The following is a 14,330-nucleotide window of genomic DNA, read 5'->3' on the forward strand; positions in this document are numbered from 1 at the left end:
TGATAATACCTGACACGGCAGAGATTATATTTAGCTTTGAATTTTATAGCGTTTATCTTCTAATTAATAGTGGGTAAACGCTATATTGCTTTAATACATTTCCTTCTAATCATATAATACTTTTTCTAATAATCAAAAAATAGTATGCCTGAATCCTTCAAGTATAAATATGACGATCTTTTTAATCCTACATTAAAAGCTTTACATAATTTAGGTGGTTCAGGATCAGTTGAAGAGATAGAAGAACAAGTCTCTTTAATCCTTAAATTAACTGATGAACAAGTTAATGAGGTTCATCGTGGCAATACAAGTAAATTATCCTATCGACTTACATGGGCCAGAAATTATTTAAAGCGATTTAATCTTTTGGAAAACTCATCCAGAGGTGTTTGGGCTTTAACTGAGTTAGGACTTAAAACACCATCCGTTGATAAAGAAGTCGTAAAGCGTCAGGTTGTTGCTGAGGACAGACTTCAAAGACCAAAAGATAAATCCAGACCGGCGGCACCTATTGAAGAAGTTTTAGAGGATGAAGAGCTTCATAAATATTCCTGGCAAGAGAAATTAATTGAGGAGCTTCAAAATATTAGTCCAGCAGCATTTGAACGTCTTTGCCAGCGCCTTCTGCGTGAGCTTGGATTTCAAAATGTAGAAGTTACTGGGCGACCTAATGATGGAGGAATTGATGGAAAAGGGATGTTGCGTTTAGGAGGCGTGCTTTCCTTTCACGTTATATTCCAAGCCAAAAGATATAAAGGAGCTGTTTCTCCTTCTATAGTTAGAGATTTTAGAGGTGCGATGGTAGGCCGGGCAGATAAAGGGTTGATTATTACTACCGGAACATTCACAAGAGAAGCAAAACGAGAAGCATCACGTGACGGCGCACCTCCAATAGATTTAATGGATGGAAACGATCTTGCTGAAAAATTAAAAGAATTAAGATTAGGAATAGATATTGAACTGGTTGAAAAAATAAAAATTAAAAGCGATTGGTTTAAAACTTTTTAATTTTCTCCACCTGCCCCACCTGCCGCAAGTTTGAGTGAAACGGAAACTTGTGGCTTTTATTTAGCCAGTTTGTAACTGGCGCAAGTTGAAAACTTGCTTTATTTCTACTCCAAGTTATTGCTACGATCAAACTTGAAGTAGACTTAATCCAGAATGGTCTCCAAATTTGAAAAAGCGAAATGGCAAGAAGTTAAAAGTACAGAAACTAATGCCTGAACTTTATAACTTTCCAACATAATTATTTCAGATGAATCACCATACCCAAGCCAGGTTTTCCGGTTGGAAGCACGGTAGGCATAAACATGGTATTAAGTCCTTTATCTTTAAACCACCGGTCGTTAGCCAAGTAAACCAGGTTGGTAGTTAAAATACCAACACCGGCACCAGCCAGCACATCCGAAAACCAGTGTGCATCGTTTAGTACCCGCATCATGCCGGTGGCAGAAGCAGCGGTGTAAGAGGCAATGCCAATCCATTTACTCTTGCCCCTGAACTCGCGGCTGACCATAGTGGCTACCACAAACGCATAAGTTGTATGCCCCGATGGAAACGAATAGCTGTTCGCCTCATTAGGTCGTGATACGTTTGTAATCTTCTTCATCGGCCACAAAATACCCGAGGCCAGTGCGCCGGAAGCTGCCAATAATCCAACCTGCCGCGTTACATTGTGTCGGTTCTGCGACGACAAGATATCAAACACCACTAAACCGGCAGCGGGTGCAAAAATGAGGTAATCATCTACGTCAGTTTTAAAGTTAGGAAACGTTTTAGTTCGAAGATCATAACGCACATCATGCCGGTCATAAATACCATTATTTATCATTAATAAGCCCGTACCAATAAAAGCCGCAGGCATAATAAGCCCCCGTCTTAAGTTACCCTTGCGGAGGAATGGATCCCGCGGATCTTCCGGCTTTTGTTGTTGTATAGTATCTGCCAGAACGGTGGTAGCCGGTGAATCTGACGTTCCTTGTGCCAAAACCGAAGCCGGTAAAAGTGCAAACCACAGGTATGGTATTATTACCACATGGCGCAACCGATGTAAAAAAGAAAAAGTAGGTAGTTGAGTCATAAATATACAGCCTTGGTGAGAAAAGATTCCGTTTTTACGAGGTTTTGTTATTCTGGTTAGCTCCATAAATATTTTAAACACTCTCAGGGCTAAAAGTTGACCTAACCAGAGAAAAAAAATGGATTAATGCATTTCCGGATGTACTTAGCTAAAAAAACTTTGGCGGACGCATTACTCCGCGCAACCCATCATGCGGGTTAATAGCTTTGCCAATAATATTATCTTAATGGATAAATCTGGATTAACATTTTTATCTGTCAGCAGGTCCATTCTAAATACCGGTTTCATCTGTTTTTACTGCCCTATAACAGCCTACCTCTTCTGCTTCTCAATAGCCAGGCAGCGAGCAATCCGAAAAGAAGTTTTTTGACATGCACTACTACGCCTGAGCCAACCAAAAGAAAAAAGAAAACAAATTCCTGAATACAATGATCAACCTTAAACCAAAACGCTTCCTACTTAGGTTAACTGTTCATTTTACCTTTATTGTAGGCTCATGTCTTGCAGATACTTACATACAATTATTAATAGTTTGTGGATAAAATTTATGCCGTTCGTATACTAAGGGGATTAAGTTTTTCATTATGTAAAAGTAGTAAGTAGGTTATTTAGCACCACCATAAATATACTAAGGGTTGATTATGATCAGAAGAACTATTACCACAAATTTAACAGGGCTTTTAACTTTTATAATGTTGGTTTTTGGCCTTGAAAGGGCAAACGCACAAACTGGTACTGGATCTAATATGAACCGTCAGATCCTGGCTTTTAGTTTATTTGATAAAACCGGAAAGCAATTAACCGATGAAGATTTAAAAACCGGTCTGGTTAAAGTTTATTCCTTACGGGAATCGTCAAAAGCCTTTTACCCGCAATTAGCTTTTGATAAAGAAACTGGTCTGTTTACTTTTTCCGAACCTGTTCTTTCGTATGGTATTGCTTTGGCTTTTGTAACACCGGCTGAAACGATGTATGTATTCACCCATGGCAGGTTTGGCCCTCCCCGGACCATAGACGGCATTAAAATCCAAAAAGGCAGCTATATTTTCTCATCTAATGATTTTGCTAAAAGTAATGTAATAAAGGTAGATGACTGGAGCCAATATTTAGAAGATGAAACCCCGGTAGCTAAACAGGATCTTTCCGCTTATAATGACCAGTTACAGGGAAAAAGACCAGTACCGCTTCTGAAGAAAGAATAAAAGCACATTTTGTTTCACTTACTTACAGAAGCCAAACACTAAACCAACTGATTAATTAATTATCTGGTAGCCCGGTGATTGTGTAAAAAAATGCAACAACCTTATTAAAAACTAACCAGCCAGCCCTCCCCAACTAATGAAATAACTGTGCAGCAGTAAACTTTATTCTCTTTCTATTTTCGGATTATTAAGAGCCTGTATCCACTAACTCTTACTTACTTTTCAAGAAATTTATGAATGAACATACTATTTACTAAATTTGTTTTTATAATAGTAACGCTGCCAGGTTGGCAGTAAAAAAAGTTGGCTATTAATTTGCAGGCATATTTAAACTTTTATAACTAAGTGACTATATTAAGTAAAATGAAAAATTATAAGTTAGGGCTAACGTTAATATTAGTAGTAGTAAGCGCTACTTTAGTTTTGGCTCAGACCTTTTCCAAACAAGGTATTTCCTTTACTTTGTTTGATAAAAGTGGCAACCAACTAACCAACGAAGCTATAACTTCCGGACAAGTAAAAGTATATTCTTTACGGCCTGAAAACGCTGCCAAAGAACAACAATTAAGCTACAACCGGATTACAAAAAGATTCATATTTACAGAGTCGGCCATATCGCCAGGTATTAGTTTAGCATTGGCGAGTCCAACTGACACCATGTATATTTCTGTATATGGACGCTCTGGCACTGACCGGGTGATAGAAGGGCTAAAAGTACAGAGAGGCAGTTATGTACTTACCTCTAATGAGTTTGCTGGCAGAAAATTATTGAAAGTAGATAACTGGGAAGAGTTTTTAGAAGATGAAACGCCAGCTGCTGAACAAGATCTTTCTGCTTACCGCAATGATTTAAGAGACAAAAAAGAAGTAACTCTCGTAGAAGGACTCAACAACTAAAAATACTTTAATAAGGCTTTGAACCTTAGTTTTTTTTTAATTTTTAAACCTTAAACCACAAATGTCATGGGACACAAAGCAATCGAGATAACCGATGCCAATTTTGAAGAAATCATAAATTCAGATAAACCAGTATTAGTAGACTTCTGGGCAGAATGGTGCGGACCTTGCCGCATGGTGGGCCCGGTAGTAGAAGAACTAGCCGGCGACTACGAAGGACGAGTAGTAGTTGGTAAAGTAGACGTTGATGCCAACCCGCAGACTTCTGCAAAATTTGGTATCCGCAGCATCCCTACTTTATTAGTTTTCAAAAACGGACAAGTAGTAGATAAGCAAGTTGGTGCTGTTCCTAAAAATGCTTTAGCGCAAAAATTAGAAGCACAATTAGCTTAATTTAATAACTTTTTATAAAAAGCCCTGCTAATTTTTATTAGCAGGGTTTTTGTTTTTATACAGGCTTAACTAATGCGCACATACCTTATTTAAATAAAATTTTACAAAATATATGCGCCTGTATTTTCTTCATGTTCTCTTCATTTTCCTGTTCTAATTTTCGGTCATAAAATAAATAATAAGCAAAAAAAGATAAACATGACAAAAAATAAGAACCAACTTTCGTACCTGAAGAAATTTTCGGCTGCTCTAGCTTTCCTTCTTTTAATCTGGACGGGTGCCACGGCTCAATCAGTTAAATTAGGAATAAAAGGAGGCGCTAATTACGGCACCATTACTGGTAAAATTCCAGCTTACCAGGATTACGACCTTAAACGCAAATTAAGCTTTAACGCTGGTATTTTTACCAATATCGCCTTTTCTCAGGTAGTAGCTGTTCAGCCAGAAGTACTGTATTCTTCTAAAGGTTTTCGGATTGATGACAAGCGTTCGGCAGGCAGTACGACTACTGAGCGGGAAATAACAGGTACCGTAAATTACCTGGATGTGCCGGTATTGGCTCAGGTAAGTGCTGGTAATATTTATTTTGAAGCTGGTCCGCAATTCTCCTTTCTGTTAAACCAGGAAACAAAAGATCACCAAAGAATTACCCAGGAAGGCTTACTGGGCAAATCAACAACAGAAGGCACAACTTATAACAAGAGCACCGATAATTACAAACCAACCGATTATGGCTACGCCGTTGGTATCGGGTTCAAGTCTGCGGATAGCCCAGCCAGCATTAACTTCCGGTATACCGCAGGTCTTTCTTCTTTCTTAAAATCTGATGATGTGGATGCCAGACATTCTGTTTTCCAGGTGTCGTTAAATTTCCTGTTGCCTTATAAAAATTAATCCCAACTCAGTTTAATAATAAGTGCAGGCCTCTAGGTCTGCACTTATTATTTACATTAATCTATTTTCAAGGAAAATTGCTCCCGTTAAACAAAAAAACATTGCCACTCGTCCTAAAAGGCATTTATGTTCTAAATTTATAAATATATTGTGTTTAGTTAACAAACAGGCTCTGTCCATCACGCTACAGCAATCAGTCAAATAATTTAAGCCTAAGAGATACTCTTGATAATTAAACCTTTTACTAAAAATGCTTCCAAAAGCTAAATGGCACAAAGCAGAAGTTAACAGTTTCTTATAATTTATAAAACAGTGTTGTACTCACCTACGGGAGCTATTTAACTTAAACCATTTCCCAAAAGGAGGCAGACCGAAATCCGGCTTTCCCTTTATATGCTACAAGGCGAGGTTGAGATTATCAGAAAATTAATCTTTATCTTTACAGTTAAACATTCCACCAAACATGAAAAATTTACTTAAATTTCTTTTGGCGGCTTCCTTCTTTTTGGCAGCCGAAGCAGGCTTCGCTCAGGCAAAACCTAAAACTCAAGCCCGCCCTGTGCAATTAGGTGCAATTGCCCAAACCTCAACTATGCCGCAGGCTTTAAGCCTTAATCATATTGCCATTTATGTAAATAACCTGAAAACAGCCACGGATTTTTATGAAAACATATTACAATTAAAAGTTATTCCAGAGCCATTTCACGATGGCCGGCATACCTGGTTTACTATTGGAGGTCCCATGACCCTGCACCTGATACAAGGTGCAGATGCTAATATTAAACGCGATAAAGACGACCACTTATGCTTTAGTGTTAAATCAGTAGAAGCATTTATGGACCATTTGAATAAAAACAAAGTTGAATATACCAATTGGCCCGGTACCGAGAAGGCTCCTACTATTCGGGTAGATGGCGTAAAACAAATTTATTTTCAGGACCCGGACGGTCATTGGATAGAGATAAACGACGAAAATTTACAGAAGAAAAATCTGTAATTCCCAATCTATATTTAGGATTCTAGTATGCCACCTTTACTAACTAAGGGTGGCATATTTTTTTATAACCGTACTATTTTATTCTGCCTTAAAAGAATAAAGTAATACAGGCACACTATAGCTAAAAAAACAGTTAACTTATGTAAGAGTAAGCTGATTATTACTAGTTTTTAAAATCCAAAATTGTACTGGAGGCACCACTACCTAAACTTTTTTATGGGTTTAGAGTAAAATCAAATATTCAAATTCTTTTATACAAGGAGTATAATTATTTGATTTTAAAAGCTTTTAACTCAAAATAAAACTATGAAAAATATTCAAGCATTTTTATCAATATGCTTCATCTTGCTAACTTTAACTTTAAGTAGCTGCGAAGTAATTGGAGATATCTTTAAAGCAGGCATGTGGACTGCAGTGGTATTGATAGCCGTAGTAGTCTTTTTTATTATGTGGTTACTACGAAAAATAAGAGGTCCACGCAGGTAAAAAACCTAACCTAAACCAATAAAAAAGGGAAGCTAAATAGCTTCCCTTTTTTATTATTTACTCTTTTCAGGCATGGTACCTAATATCCAGTCCCAAAGCGGCGAAGAAACACCATAAGCTTTTTCATGATCTTTGTAATGGTGAATACTATGGTGTACCCAAAGCGTTTTCAGGAAATTTTTAGGTGGAGCAAATGCGTGTACGGCATAATGCACAAACAAATAAAGGGCATAGCCAAATAAAAAGCCCGATAAAATCCCAAAAACGAAATTGCCGAATATTAGCCTGAATACGAAAAAGAAAAACGACGAAATCAATAAACTCACAATTGGCGGCATAGCCAACCTGCTTTTATCTTTTGGGTATTCGTGATGATTGCCGTGGAAGGCATATTGAATATTTTTCTTTATTTCAGTATCCGTTTCCATGTGAAAGATATTGCGGTGGGCTGCATACTCCACAAACGTAAAAATGAACCAACCTATCAGAAATAACCCCAGAGCTGAAAGAACAGAAATAAACCCATGGGTAATGCCATAATAAATTAAAGAAATAGCAATACAAACAAAAATAGAAATAGGTAAGGCAATATGGGTTCGGGTCAGTTTCTCTAAAACCGGGTTTTGGAAAATCTGAGCGGAACCTTTATGATTTACTTTCATAGTTACTCCAATTAAATAAAAATTCTTGCGGCAAAATTAAGAAAATATATTCCAAAATCCTGCCAATACCTGTAAATACTACTTAACAACTAGATTCTATTCTCTTTATAAACAGGCAAAGATCTGTTATATCAAGTCCTGGATTCTGATAAGTTACGTGAGCCGCTTCATAAAACTGGCTACGCTTGCTTAAGGTTTCAGAAATAAATAATTTTACTTCTTCGGGTGTTTTTCCGGCAATCAAGGGCCGATGACCATACCCGAGCAATCTTTCTACCAAGATTTCCTCCGGCGCTTTAAGGTAAATAGTGGTTCCCACCTCATTCATAAATTCCATATTGTTATGAAAGCAGGGCGCTCCGCCACCAGTAGCAACAATGGCACCTTCAGCTTTTTGAACTAACTCATGCAAAGCATTCTTTTCCAGTTCTCTAAAAAACACTTCTCCTTCCGCTGCAAAAATTTCTCTTACTGTTTTACCTTGTTGTGCTTCTATGTATTCATCTAAATCGATAAAGGGCATGTTTAGTTCAGCAGAAAGTAATTGCCCAATAGTTGTTTTACCAGCTCCTGGCATGCCTACAAGAAAAATTGGATTATGCATTGTAAAAAGGAATTTTAAGAAAAGATTAAAAAGTTTAGGTGGCCCGTCTTGCTATAATTTAACCCTAGGATCGATCAAGGCATAAAGCATATCAACGGCAATATTAATCAACACGAACAAAAAGGCAATAAATAAAGTGGCCCCCATTACCACCGGAAAATCCAGGTTTTGCACCGCATTTATAGTAACTGCTCCAATCCCTTTCCAGTTAAAAATATACTCTATAAAAAATGCACCCGCCATTAACGAAGCCAACCATCCGGATACTGCTGTAATAACTGGATTCAGGGCATTTTTTAAGCCATGCCGCTTTATTACCAGGTAATTATTTAGTCCCTTAGCGCGGGCCGTCCGGATGTAATCCTGGGCCAGCACTTCAATCATAGAACTGCGAGTAAGTTGAGTTATAACGGCTAATGGCCGGATTCCTAAAGCTACTGCCGGTAAAATAAGATTTTGCAGAACAAGCTTTTTACCAGCAAAAGCATCTATTTCATACAACTGGCCAGTTAACTTTAATCCGGTAAAACCGCTCCAGTAAAATCCAAAAGTAAGCGCAATTAGAATAGCCGCCACAAACGAAGGAACCGATATCCCCAACACGGAAGTAGTAATGAGCAGGTGATCCAGCCAGGTATGGGGTTTTAGGGAAGCCATTATCCCAAATAATATTCCAAATATGGTAGCTAAAAGCATAGAGGCTCCGGCCAACCATAAGGTTCCGGTCAGGTGGTCCAGCAATATTTCCGTTACCCGCTTATTACTTTGGAACGACCGCCGGAGGTAAGGCACTTTTAAGACCACTTCTTTTTTGCTAATTTTCAGCAAAGAATGGTATTGATACTTCTCCTGATTGGCCACGGTAGCCTCGTGCACCGAAACCGGAGAGATGTCATTTACATAATACAGCAGTTGTGCCGGCAAAGGCTTATCCAATCCTAGTTCTGCCGTTAAAGCTTCCCGGGTAGCTAAATCGTTGCGTTGCCCAGCCAAAAGCGCAACCGGATCGCCGGGCAAAACATTAAATAAGAGAAAAACAGCTACTACTACCCCCAGTAAGATTACTAAACCATGTACCAGGCGGTTAAGCAGAAAGCTGATAATTCTCATAAGAGTTCTTTTACGGTTCCAGCAGAAGGTGTATCGTTATAATGCCATTTTCCTATTACTTGACCGTCTTTCAAGAGCATAATCCCCGGATTAGATCGCGTCATAGTTTTCAGAACAGTTCCATCGCCAAAATAATAGGGAGCAGCTAAATTTACATCGTGCCGGAATACATCAAAATCCTGGCTGCTGCTGGCTGTTAGTACAATCGGTTCTACTTTAGGGTCGGCTAATTTTTCTACGTCGCCAACTAATTTATTAATCGCTACAAAGGCATCCGCATCCGTTTTACGTATGTCCTGTACAATAATAAGCAGTTTGTTACCGGCAAAAATTTGTTGAGTAAAGTCCCCTTCATTGTTCCAGACACTAAAATCCGTAATTTTCGGCCCCGCTTCCGGGTTTAGGGGCACCATTTTTACAAATTTAAAGGTGGTATCCTTCGGATAGTCAGTAAACTCTTCCTGTTGCCCGTTCTTTTCCATTATATATTTATACTTTAGCTGGGCAGAAGGCTTCATAAGCGTCGGGATATTATTACCTACTTTATAAGCTCTGAAATCAACAAAAGGCTCGTGCCTGTAGGCATAGATACCCAATCCGAAAGAGACCAGAGTAGCCAAAGCTACCGCCATACCGGCAACTGTACTTTTTCCACTTTTTTTAACGAGGTATTGCTGCGTGAGCAGTAAAATAACAATCATAACCAGCAGCACAATGTCCTTGGTAAACGATTGCCAGGGTGTTAGCTTGATAGCATCACCAAAACAGCCACAATCAGTTACTTTATTAAAATAGGCCGAATAAAAAGTTAGAAAGGTAAAGAAAACCATCAGGGCCAATAAACTGACAAGCACCTGCCGTAATCTCCAGCGTACCAATAAAGCTACCCCCAATATAATTTCCAATGCGCTTAAAAATATAGAAAAGTACAGCGCATAAGGAATTAAGGTTAAAAAGGCAGGGCTAAAATCAGTACTAAAAACCTCAAAGTATTCTTCCAGTTTAATGGCTGTTCCAACCGGGTCATTAATTTTTATTAAACCGGAAAAAATAAAAAGGCCGCCTACAAATAGCCAGCATATTCTACTAATGAGCTTCATCGGGGGCAAAGTTTAATTTTATTAAAACAAAAACAGCATAATTAATCATATCCCGGTAATTAGCCTCTACTCCTTCCGAGATTAAGGTTTTTCCCTGGTTATCTTCAATTTGCTTTGTGCGGTACAATTTCATCAGAATTATATCGGTTATGGAACTGATCCGCATATCTCGCCAGGCTTCACCATAGTCATGGTTTTTATTCAGGAGCAGTTCTATATTCTCTGCAATTTCCTGATTATACCATTCCTCTACTGTTTCCGCCGGAAGTTCCAGTTCGGTATTATTAGCCAGTTTCATCTGCATCAAGGCTATCACACAATAATTTATGATGCCTATGAACTCAGAAGTAATATCCTCTTCTACCTTTTGTACACCTTTCTCCTGGATAGACCGAATGCGCTGGGCCTTTATAAAAATCTGGTCAGTAATAGACGGTAACCGCAGTATCCGCCAGGCCGTACCATAATCTTTTGTTTTTTTAATGAAGGTTTCTTTACAGGCTTTAATAACCCGATTATATTCCTGCAGCGTTTGATTAATCAACTTTTTTAGTGTTATTTTAAAGGAAATTGTTCCTAATACCCAAAATGAAGGCGAAAGATACATTTTTTTACAGAAAGAGCACGCTTAACTGTCATGGAAAAATAGTATCACTAACTGACCCTTTAATAATGGGAATTTTAAACGTAACGCCAGATTCTTTCTTTGAAGGCAGCCGGATTAAAGGCTCTGATTCCTTGCTTAGCCGGGCAGAAAAAATGCTGGAAGAAGGAGCTACTATGCTGGATGTCGGTGGCTATTCAAGCCGGCCGGGGGCTGCTGAGATTTCAGTTAAGGAAGAAGAAACCCGGGTTGTTCCGGCTATTCGGACCTTGCGTAAAACTTTTCCGGATTGTTTGATTTCTATTGATACTTTCCGAGCCAGTATAGCCGAGTTAGCTATTAAGGAAGGAGCTAATATCATTAATGATATTTCGGGCGGAGAACTGGATGAGGCCATGTTTAATACAGCCGCGCGCTTAAAAGTTCCGTATATATTAATGCACATGCGGGGAACTCCGCAAAACATGACTAGCCTAACCCAGTATGATGATATTGTACTGGAACTAACAACTTATTTTGAACAGAAGGTAGCCGCTTTGCATGCGCTGGGAGTTACTGATGTTATCCTTGATCCGGGTTTTGGTTTTGCCAAAACCATAGATCAGAACTATGAGCTGCTGCGCCGCCTGGATGATTTTAAAATTTTGGGATTGCCCATATTGGTTGGTTTATCCCGAAAATCAATGACTTATAAAACGCTGGGTATAGATGCGGCAGAAGCCTTAGCCGGCACAATTGCCTTAAATACCATAGCGTTGATGTATGGGGCTAATATTTTGCGTGTGCACGACGTTAAAGAAGCTGTACAAACTGTAAAACTATTTAAAAGAAGCGTAACCGTTTGATACTTTTATTTACCATAGGATTCCTAGAAATAAACTGGCTGGATATAGTAGATGTTCTGCTGGTTACTATCCTATTGTATCAACTTTACAAGGTATTAACGGGTAGTGTAGCGCTTAAAATCTTTGTTGGGTTTCTTTCCATCTACATGCTTTACCTGGTTGTAAAAGCAGCCGGCATGGAACTACTGACGATTATTTTAGGTCAGTTTATGGGAGTAGGCGTTTTGGCGGCCATTATCCTTTTTCAGCAGGAAATTCGCCGGTTCTTGATGATGATTGGCAAGACCACCGCTTTTAACAATGATAAGTTATTTAAAAGCTTTCCGTGGCGCAAAAATGATGATCATCGGCTAAATTTAACGCCATTCATTGAAGCTGCTAAAACGCTGGGTGGCAAAAATATCGGGGCGCTTATTGTATTTACCCGTAGCTCCGATTTGAGTTTTTACGCTGAATCGGGTGACTTGATTGATGCCATAATTTCGAAACGATTGTTGATTTCTATTTTCAATAAAACCAGCCCCTTGCATGATGGTGCCGTAATTATTGCAGATGGGCGCATTAAAGCCGCCCGTTGTATATTACCGGTAACTGAAAACAATGATGTTCCTGCTTCGATGGGCTTACGCCACCGGGCTGCCATAGGATTAACAGAAGTAACGGATAGTGTGGTTTTAGTAGTATCGGAAGAAACCGGGCAAATTTCATTAGTGCAAAATGGAATTGTTTACCGGAACCTTGCGGTGTCAGATCTGCGGTCAAAACTCAACTTCTTCCTGCTGGGCATTGAGCCTAAAGTTATAAAAGAAAAATCCGCTTCCGCCGCCTAATTAGCCTCCAACAGATTTTAACCAATTGCGTGCTAACGACTCTTGATCAAAATACTCAATAGTTATTTCCCCTTCCGCAAGAACCTGTTTATTGGTAGCTTCCATGCTGATTTTACCAAAAATATCTTCAGGCACCAGAAAAGCCATATACCTTACACCAGCTCTTTTGGCTTCCGGAAACCATACATCATTTATCCAGTCCTGGTTTTGTTTTACCATAACTTTAAGCTGGCTGGTATTAACCAAGATTTTTGATGATGTGGTTTTGCGAATTACGCCTAATGTACTACTGGCAATCTCTTTAAACTCGTCAAATTTTAAAAATCCCTCGTAAACGGAGATGACAGCCCCCAACTCCTCATCGTAAAAATGCAATTGCATAAATAAACTTTAAAAAATTAACTTCTTCTAACGCAAAAGTAAATACCACGTTATCCACAAACTGCCAGTATAAGAGCTAGGTCCTCCTTAAAATATTACTCCTCAGGCGCATCTGGTTTGGTGGGTCGTTTAAAAATAGGGCGTGGCCGAGGTGGCTTGCGTGGCTCCTCCTCCGGGGCAGGCGTTTCCGGAACCGGTGGCACAATAGGTTCATTGCCTTCTGCTCTAGGTGGTTGTTCTGGTTGCTCGGCTGCAGGCGGGGTAGGCCTGCGGATTATTGGCCTTGGCCTTGGCGGCCTGGCTGCCACAGATTCCTCAGGGGCCGGCTCAGTAGGTGCAACATTTGGTATCTCAGGAGCTAGTGGAATTTCATTTGGAACTTCTTTTGCCGAAGTTTCTGCCTCCGGTGCCGGTGCGGCAGCCGGTTTTTTAAATATTGGTCGTGGACGGGGTGGTTTGGGAGCAGCTGATTCGGCTGGTTCTATGGTTGGAGCCTGCGTAGGTGTTGCCTCCTCCGGTTTTTCCTGGCTTTCAGAATTAGCTGCAACAGGATTCTCATTTTCTGATGGCGCGGCAGCTGGCGTTCCCGGCCGTTTAATTACTGGCCGTGGTCGCGGAGGTTTGGGTGCTGTAGTTTCAGTTTCCGGTACCGGATTAGTATGAAATGGAATAGCTGAATTGGTATCGTCTTTGGCTATTTGTTCCGGGTTTACGGTTGGCTCTTCCGGTTTGGCCGGCGTGGCAGTTGGCTTCCGGATTACCGGCCTTGGACGAGCCGCCGGCTTGGGCGCTTCTCCTGTATTTTCGAGCGTAGGCGTATCTTGTTTTGTTTCTTCTGACTTAGGTGGCTCGGCAGGCGCATTTCCAACCACCGGCCTACGAATTACCGGCCGGGCCTTTGGCGGCGCTGCAGCAGGTATTTCAGCAGAAATCTCCGATGTTTCAGGTACAGCATCAGGAGTTGTGGCTGGTTTTGGAGCACCCGGGATAGCTGCCCGTCTCGGATTTGGTTTATTAAGAGCTTCGGCCGCTGGCGGAGATACTACTTTAACAGCCTCTGCTAACCAAAACTTACGACGCACATCATTTATTACCATTTTAAGGGCCAAATAAAAGCTATTAGGATGCATTTGTGCATACATATGCTTCCATTCGTTAAAACGTTCCGGCTCTCCAGCTGCAAAGGCAGCAACATCAATTCGTCGTTTGGTCAGATCTTCCTCAAAAGTCATCTTACAGGTAAAC

The 14,330-nt window shown here is 39.9% G+C and carries 16 protein-coding genes; 8 read left to right on the forward strand and 8 right to left on the reverse strand.

Translation table 11 applies throughout. The features are described from left to right. The first annotated feature begins 144 nt into the window (after positions 1–144). Positions 145–1,008, forward strand: coding sequence for a restriction endonuclease (locus ADHAQ_RS0104595; RefSeq protein ID WP_026461937.1), 864 nt, complete (start codon positions 145–147; stop codon positions 1,006–1,008). A 238-nt stretch (positions 1,009–1,246) separates the two neighbouring features. Here the strand turns inward: ADHAQ_RS0104595 and ADHAQ_RS0104600 are convergent, their stop codons facing one another. Then, positions 1,247–2,080 (reverse strand): phosphatase PAP2 family protein, encoded by an 834-nt coding sequence (locus ADHAQ_RS0104600; RefSeq protein WP_071781152.1) that lies wholly within the window; start codon positions 2,078–2,080, stop codon positions 1,247–1,249. Between the two features lie 641 nt (positions 2,081–2,721). Here ADHAQ_RS0104600 and ADHAQ_RS0104605 point away from each other — a divergent pair. The 5 genes from ADHAQ_RS0104605 (at position 2,722) to ADHAQ_RS0104625 (ending at position 6,463) form a co-directional block, all read left to right on the forward strand. After that, complete coding sequence (locus ADHAQ_RS0104605; protein ID WP_026461939.1) at positions 2,722–3,282, forward strand: hypothetical protein; 561 nt, start codon at positions 2,722–2,724, stop codon at positions 3,280–3,282. Between the two features lie 363 nt (positions 3,283–3,645). Next, positions 3,646–4,179 (forward strand): hypothetical protein, encoded by a 534-nt coding sequence (locus ADHAQ_RS0104610; protein WP_026461940.1) that lies wholly within the window; start codon positions 3,646–3,648, stop codon positions 4,177–4,179. Positions 4,180–4,245: 66 nt separating this feature from the next. Then, on the forward strand, positions 4,246–4,572 hold the full coding sequence (trxA, locus tag ADHAQ_RS0104615) for a thioredoxin (RefSeq protein WP_026461941.1): 327 nt from the start codon (positions 4,246–4,248) through the stop codon (positions 4,570–4,572). A 198-nt stretch (positions 4,573–4,770) separates the two neighbouring features. After that, positions 4,771–5,466, forward strand: a complete 696-nt coding sequence (locus tag ADHAQ_RS0104620) for a porin family protein (RefSeq protein WP_051359711.1) — start codon at positions 4,771–4,773, stop codon at positions 5,464–5,466. Between the two features lie 463 nt (positions 5,467–5,929). Continuing rightward, positions 5,930–6,463, forward strand: coding sequence for a VOC family protein (locus tag ADHAQ_RS0104625; protein WP_211240570.1), 534 nt, complete (start codon positions 5,930–5,932; stop codon positions 6,461–6,463). 539 nt (positions 6,464–7,002) lie between these two features. Here ADHAQ_RS0104625 and ADHAQ_RS0104630 read toward each other — a convergent pair. From ADHAQ_RS0104630 to ADHAQ_RS0104650, 5 genes are all read right to left on the reverse strand, one after another. Continuing rightward, on the reverse strand, positions 7,003–7,611 hold the full coding sequence (locus tag ADHAQ_RS0104630; RefSeq protein WP_026461944.1) for a sterol desaturase family protein: 609 nt from the start codon (positions 7,609–7,611) through the stop codon (positions 7,003–7,005). An 82-nt stretch (positions 7,612–7,693) separates the two neighbouring features. Then, the gene (locus ADHAQ_RS0104635) at positions 7,694–8,215 is read right to left on the reverse strand and encodes a shikimate kinase (RefSeq protein ID WP_026461945.1); all 522 of its coding nucleotides are present in this window, start codon (positions 8,213–8,215) and stop codon (positions 7,694–7,696) included. Between the two features lie 51 nt (positions 8,216–8,266). Then, complete coding sequence (locus tag ADHAQ_RS0104640; RefSeq protein WP_026461946.1) at positions 8,267–9,319, reverse strand: ABC transporter permease; 1,053 nt, start codon at positions 9,317–9,319, stop codon at positions 8,267–8,269. A gap of 2 nt (positions 9,320–9,321) precedes the next feature. After that, entirely contained in the window at positions 9,322–10,425 is a 1,104-nt protein-coding gene (locus tag ADHAQ_RS0104645) for a BT_3928 family protein (RefSeq protein WP_026461947.1), read from the reverse strand. Then, entirely contained in the window at positions 10,412–10,969 is a 558-nt protein-coding gene (locus ADHAQ_RS0104650; RefSeq protein ID WP_026461948.1) for a DUF1599 domain-containing protein, read from the reverse strand. Before ADHAQ_RS0104650 ends, ADHAQ_RS0104645 begins: the two co-directional genes overlap by 14 nt. A gap of 128 nt (positions 10,970–11,097) precedes the next feature. Between ADHAQ_RS0104650 and folP the strand changes: the two genes are divergently transcribed. Together folP and cdaA are read left to right on the forward strand one after the other, a co-directional pair. Then, a complete protein-coding gene (gene folP, locus ADHAQ_RS0104655) occupies positions 11,098–11,874 on the forward strand; it encodes a dihydropteroate synthase (protein ID WP_342667266.1) in 777 nt (258 codons plus the stop codon). Further along, positions 11,871–12,704 (forward strand): diadenylate cyclase CdaA, encoded by an 834-nt coding sequence (gene cdaA / locus ADHAQ_RS0104660; protein ID WP_026461950.1) that lies wholly within the window; start codon positions 11,871–11,873, stop codon positions 12,702–12,704. The genes folP and cdaA overlap by 4 nt, the downstream gene beginning before the upstream one ends. Here the strand turns inward: cdaA and ADHAQ_RS0104665 are convergent, their stop codons facing one another. Together ADHAQ_RS0104665 and ADHAQ_RS27075 are read right to left on the reverse strand one after the other, a co-directional pair. Next, a complete protein-coding gene (locus tag ADHAQ_RS0104665; protein WP_026461951.1) occupies positions 12,705–13,085 on the reverse strand; it encodes a hypothetical protein in 381 nt (126 codons plus the stop codon). It lies immediately after the preceding gene. Positions 13,086–13,180: 95 nt separating this feature from the next. Further along, entirely contained in the window at positions 13,181–14,317 is a 1,137-nt protein-coding gene (locus tag ADHAQ_RS27075; protein WP_026461952.1) for a hypothetical protein, read from the reverse strand. Positions 14,318–14,330 lie beyond the last annotated feature (13 nt).

The sequence above is a fragment of the Adhaeribacter aquaticus DSM 16391 genome (assembly GCF_000473365.1).
Taxonomy (GTDB): Bacteria; Bacteroidota; Bacteroidia; order Cytophagales; family Hymenobacteraceae; genus Adhaeribacter; species Adhaeribacter aquaticus.

Bases quoted from the DNA above. Each gene is read 5' to 3' on its own strand.
- ADHAQ_RS0104595 (WP_026461937.1), top strand. From the start codon at position 145: ATGCCTGAATCCTTCAAGTATAAATATGACGATCTTTTTAATCCTACA.
- ADHAQ_RS0104600 (WP_071781152.1), bottom strand. From the start codon at position 2,080: ATGACTCAACTACCTACTTTTTCTTTTTTACATCGGTTGCGCCATGTG.
- ADHAQ_RS0104605 (WP_026461939.1), top strand. From the start codon at position 2,722: ATGATCAGAAGAACTATTACCACAAATTTAACAGGGCTTTTAACTTTT.
- ADHAQ_RS0104610 (WP_026461940.1), top strand. From the start codon at position 3,646: ATGAAAAATTATAAGTTAGGGCTAACGTTAATATTAGTAGTAGTAAGC.
- trxA (WP_026461941.1), top strand. From the start codon at position 4,246: ATGGGACACAAAGCAATCGAGATAACCGATGCCAATTTTGAAGAAATC.
- ADHAQ_RS0104620 (WP_051359711.1), top strand. From the start codon at position 4,771: ATGACAAAAAATAAGAACCAACTTTCGTACCTGAAGAAATTTTCGGCT.
- ADHAQ_RS0104625 (WP_211240570.1), top strand. From the start codon at position 5,930: ATGAAAAATTTACTTAAATTTCTTTTGGCGGCTTCCTTCTTTTTGGCA.
- ADHAQ_RS0104630 (WP_026461944.1), bottom strand. From the start codon at position 7,611: ATGAAAGTAAATCATAAAGGTTCCGCTCAGATTTTCCAAAACCCGGTT.
- ADHAQ_RS0104635 (WP_026461945.1), bottom strand. From the start codon at position 8,215: ATGCATAATCCAATTTTTCTTGTAGGCATGCCAGGAGCTGGTAAAACA.
- ADHAQ_RS0104645 (WP_026461947.1), bottom strand. From the start codon at position 10,425: ATGAAGCTCATTAGTAGAATATGCTGGCTATTTGTAGGCGGCCTTTTT.
- folP (WP_342667266.1), top strand. From the start codon at position 11,098: ATGGGAATTTTAAACGTAACGCCAGATTCTTTCTTTGAAGGCAGCCGG.
- ADHAQ_RS0104665 (WP_026461951.1), bottom strand. From the start codon at position 13,085: ATGCAATTGCATTTTTACGATGAGGAGTTGGGGGCTGTCATCTCCGTT.
- ADHAQ_RS27075 (WP_026461952.1), bottom strand. From the start codon at position 14,317: ATGACTTTTGAGGAAGATCTGACCAAACGACGAATTGATGTTGCTGCC.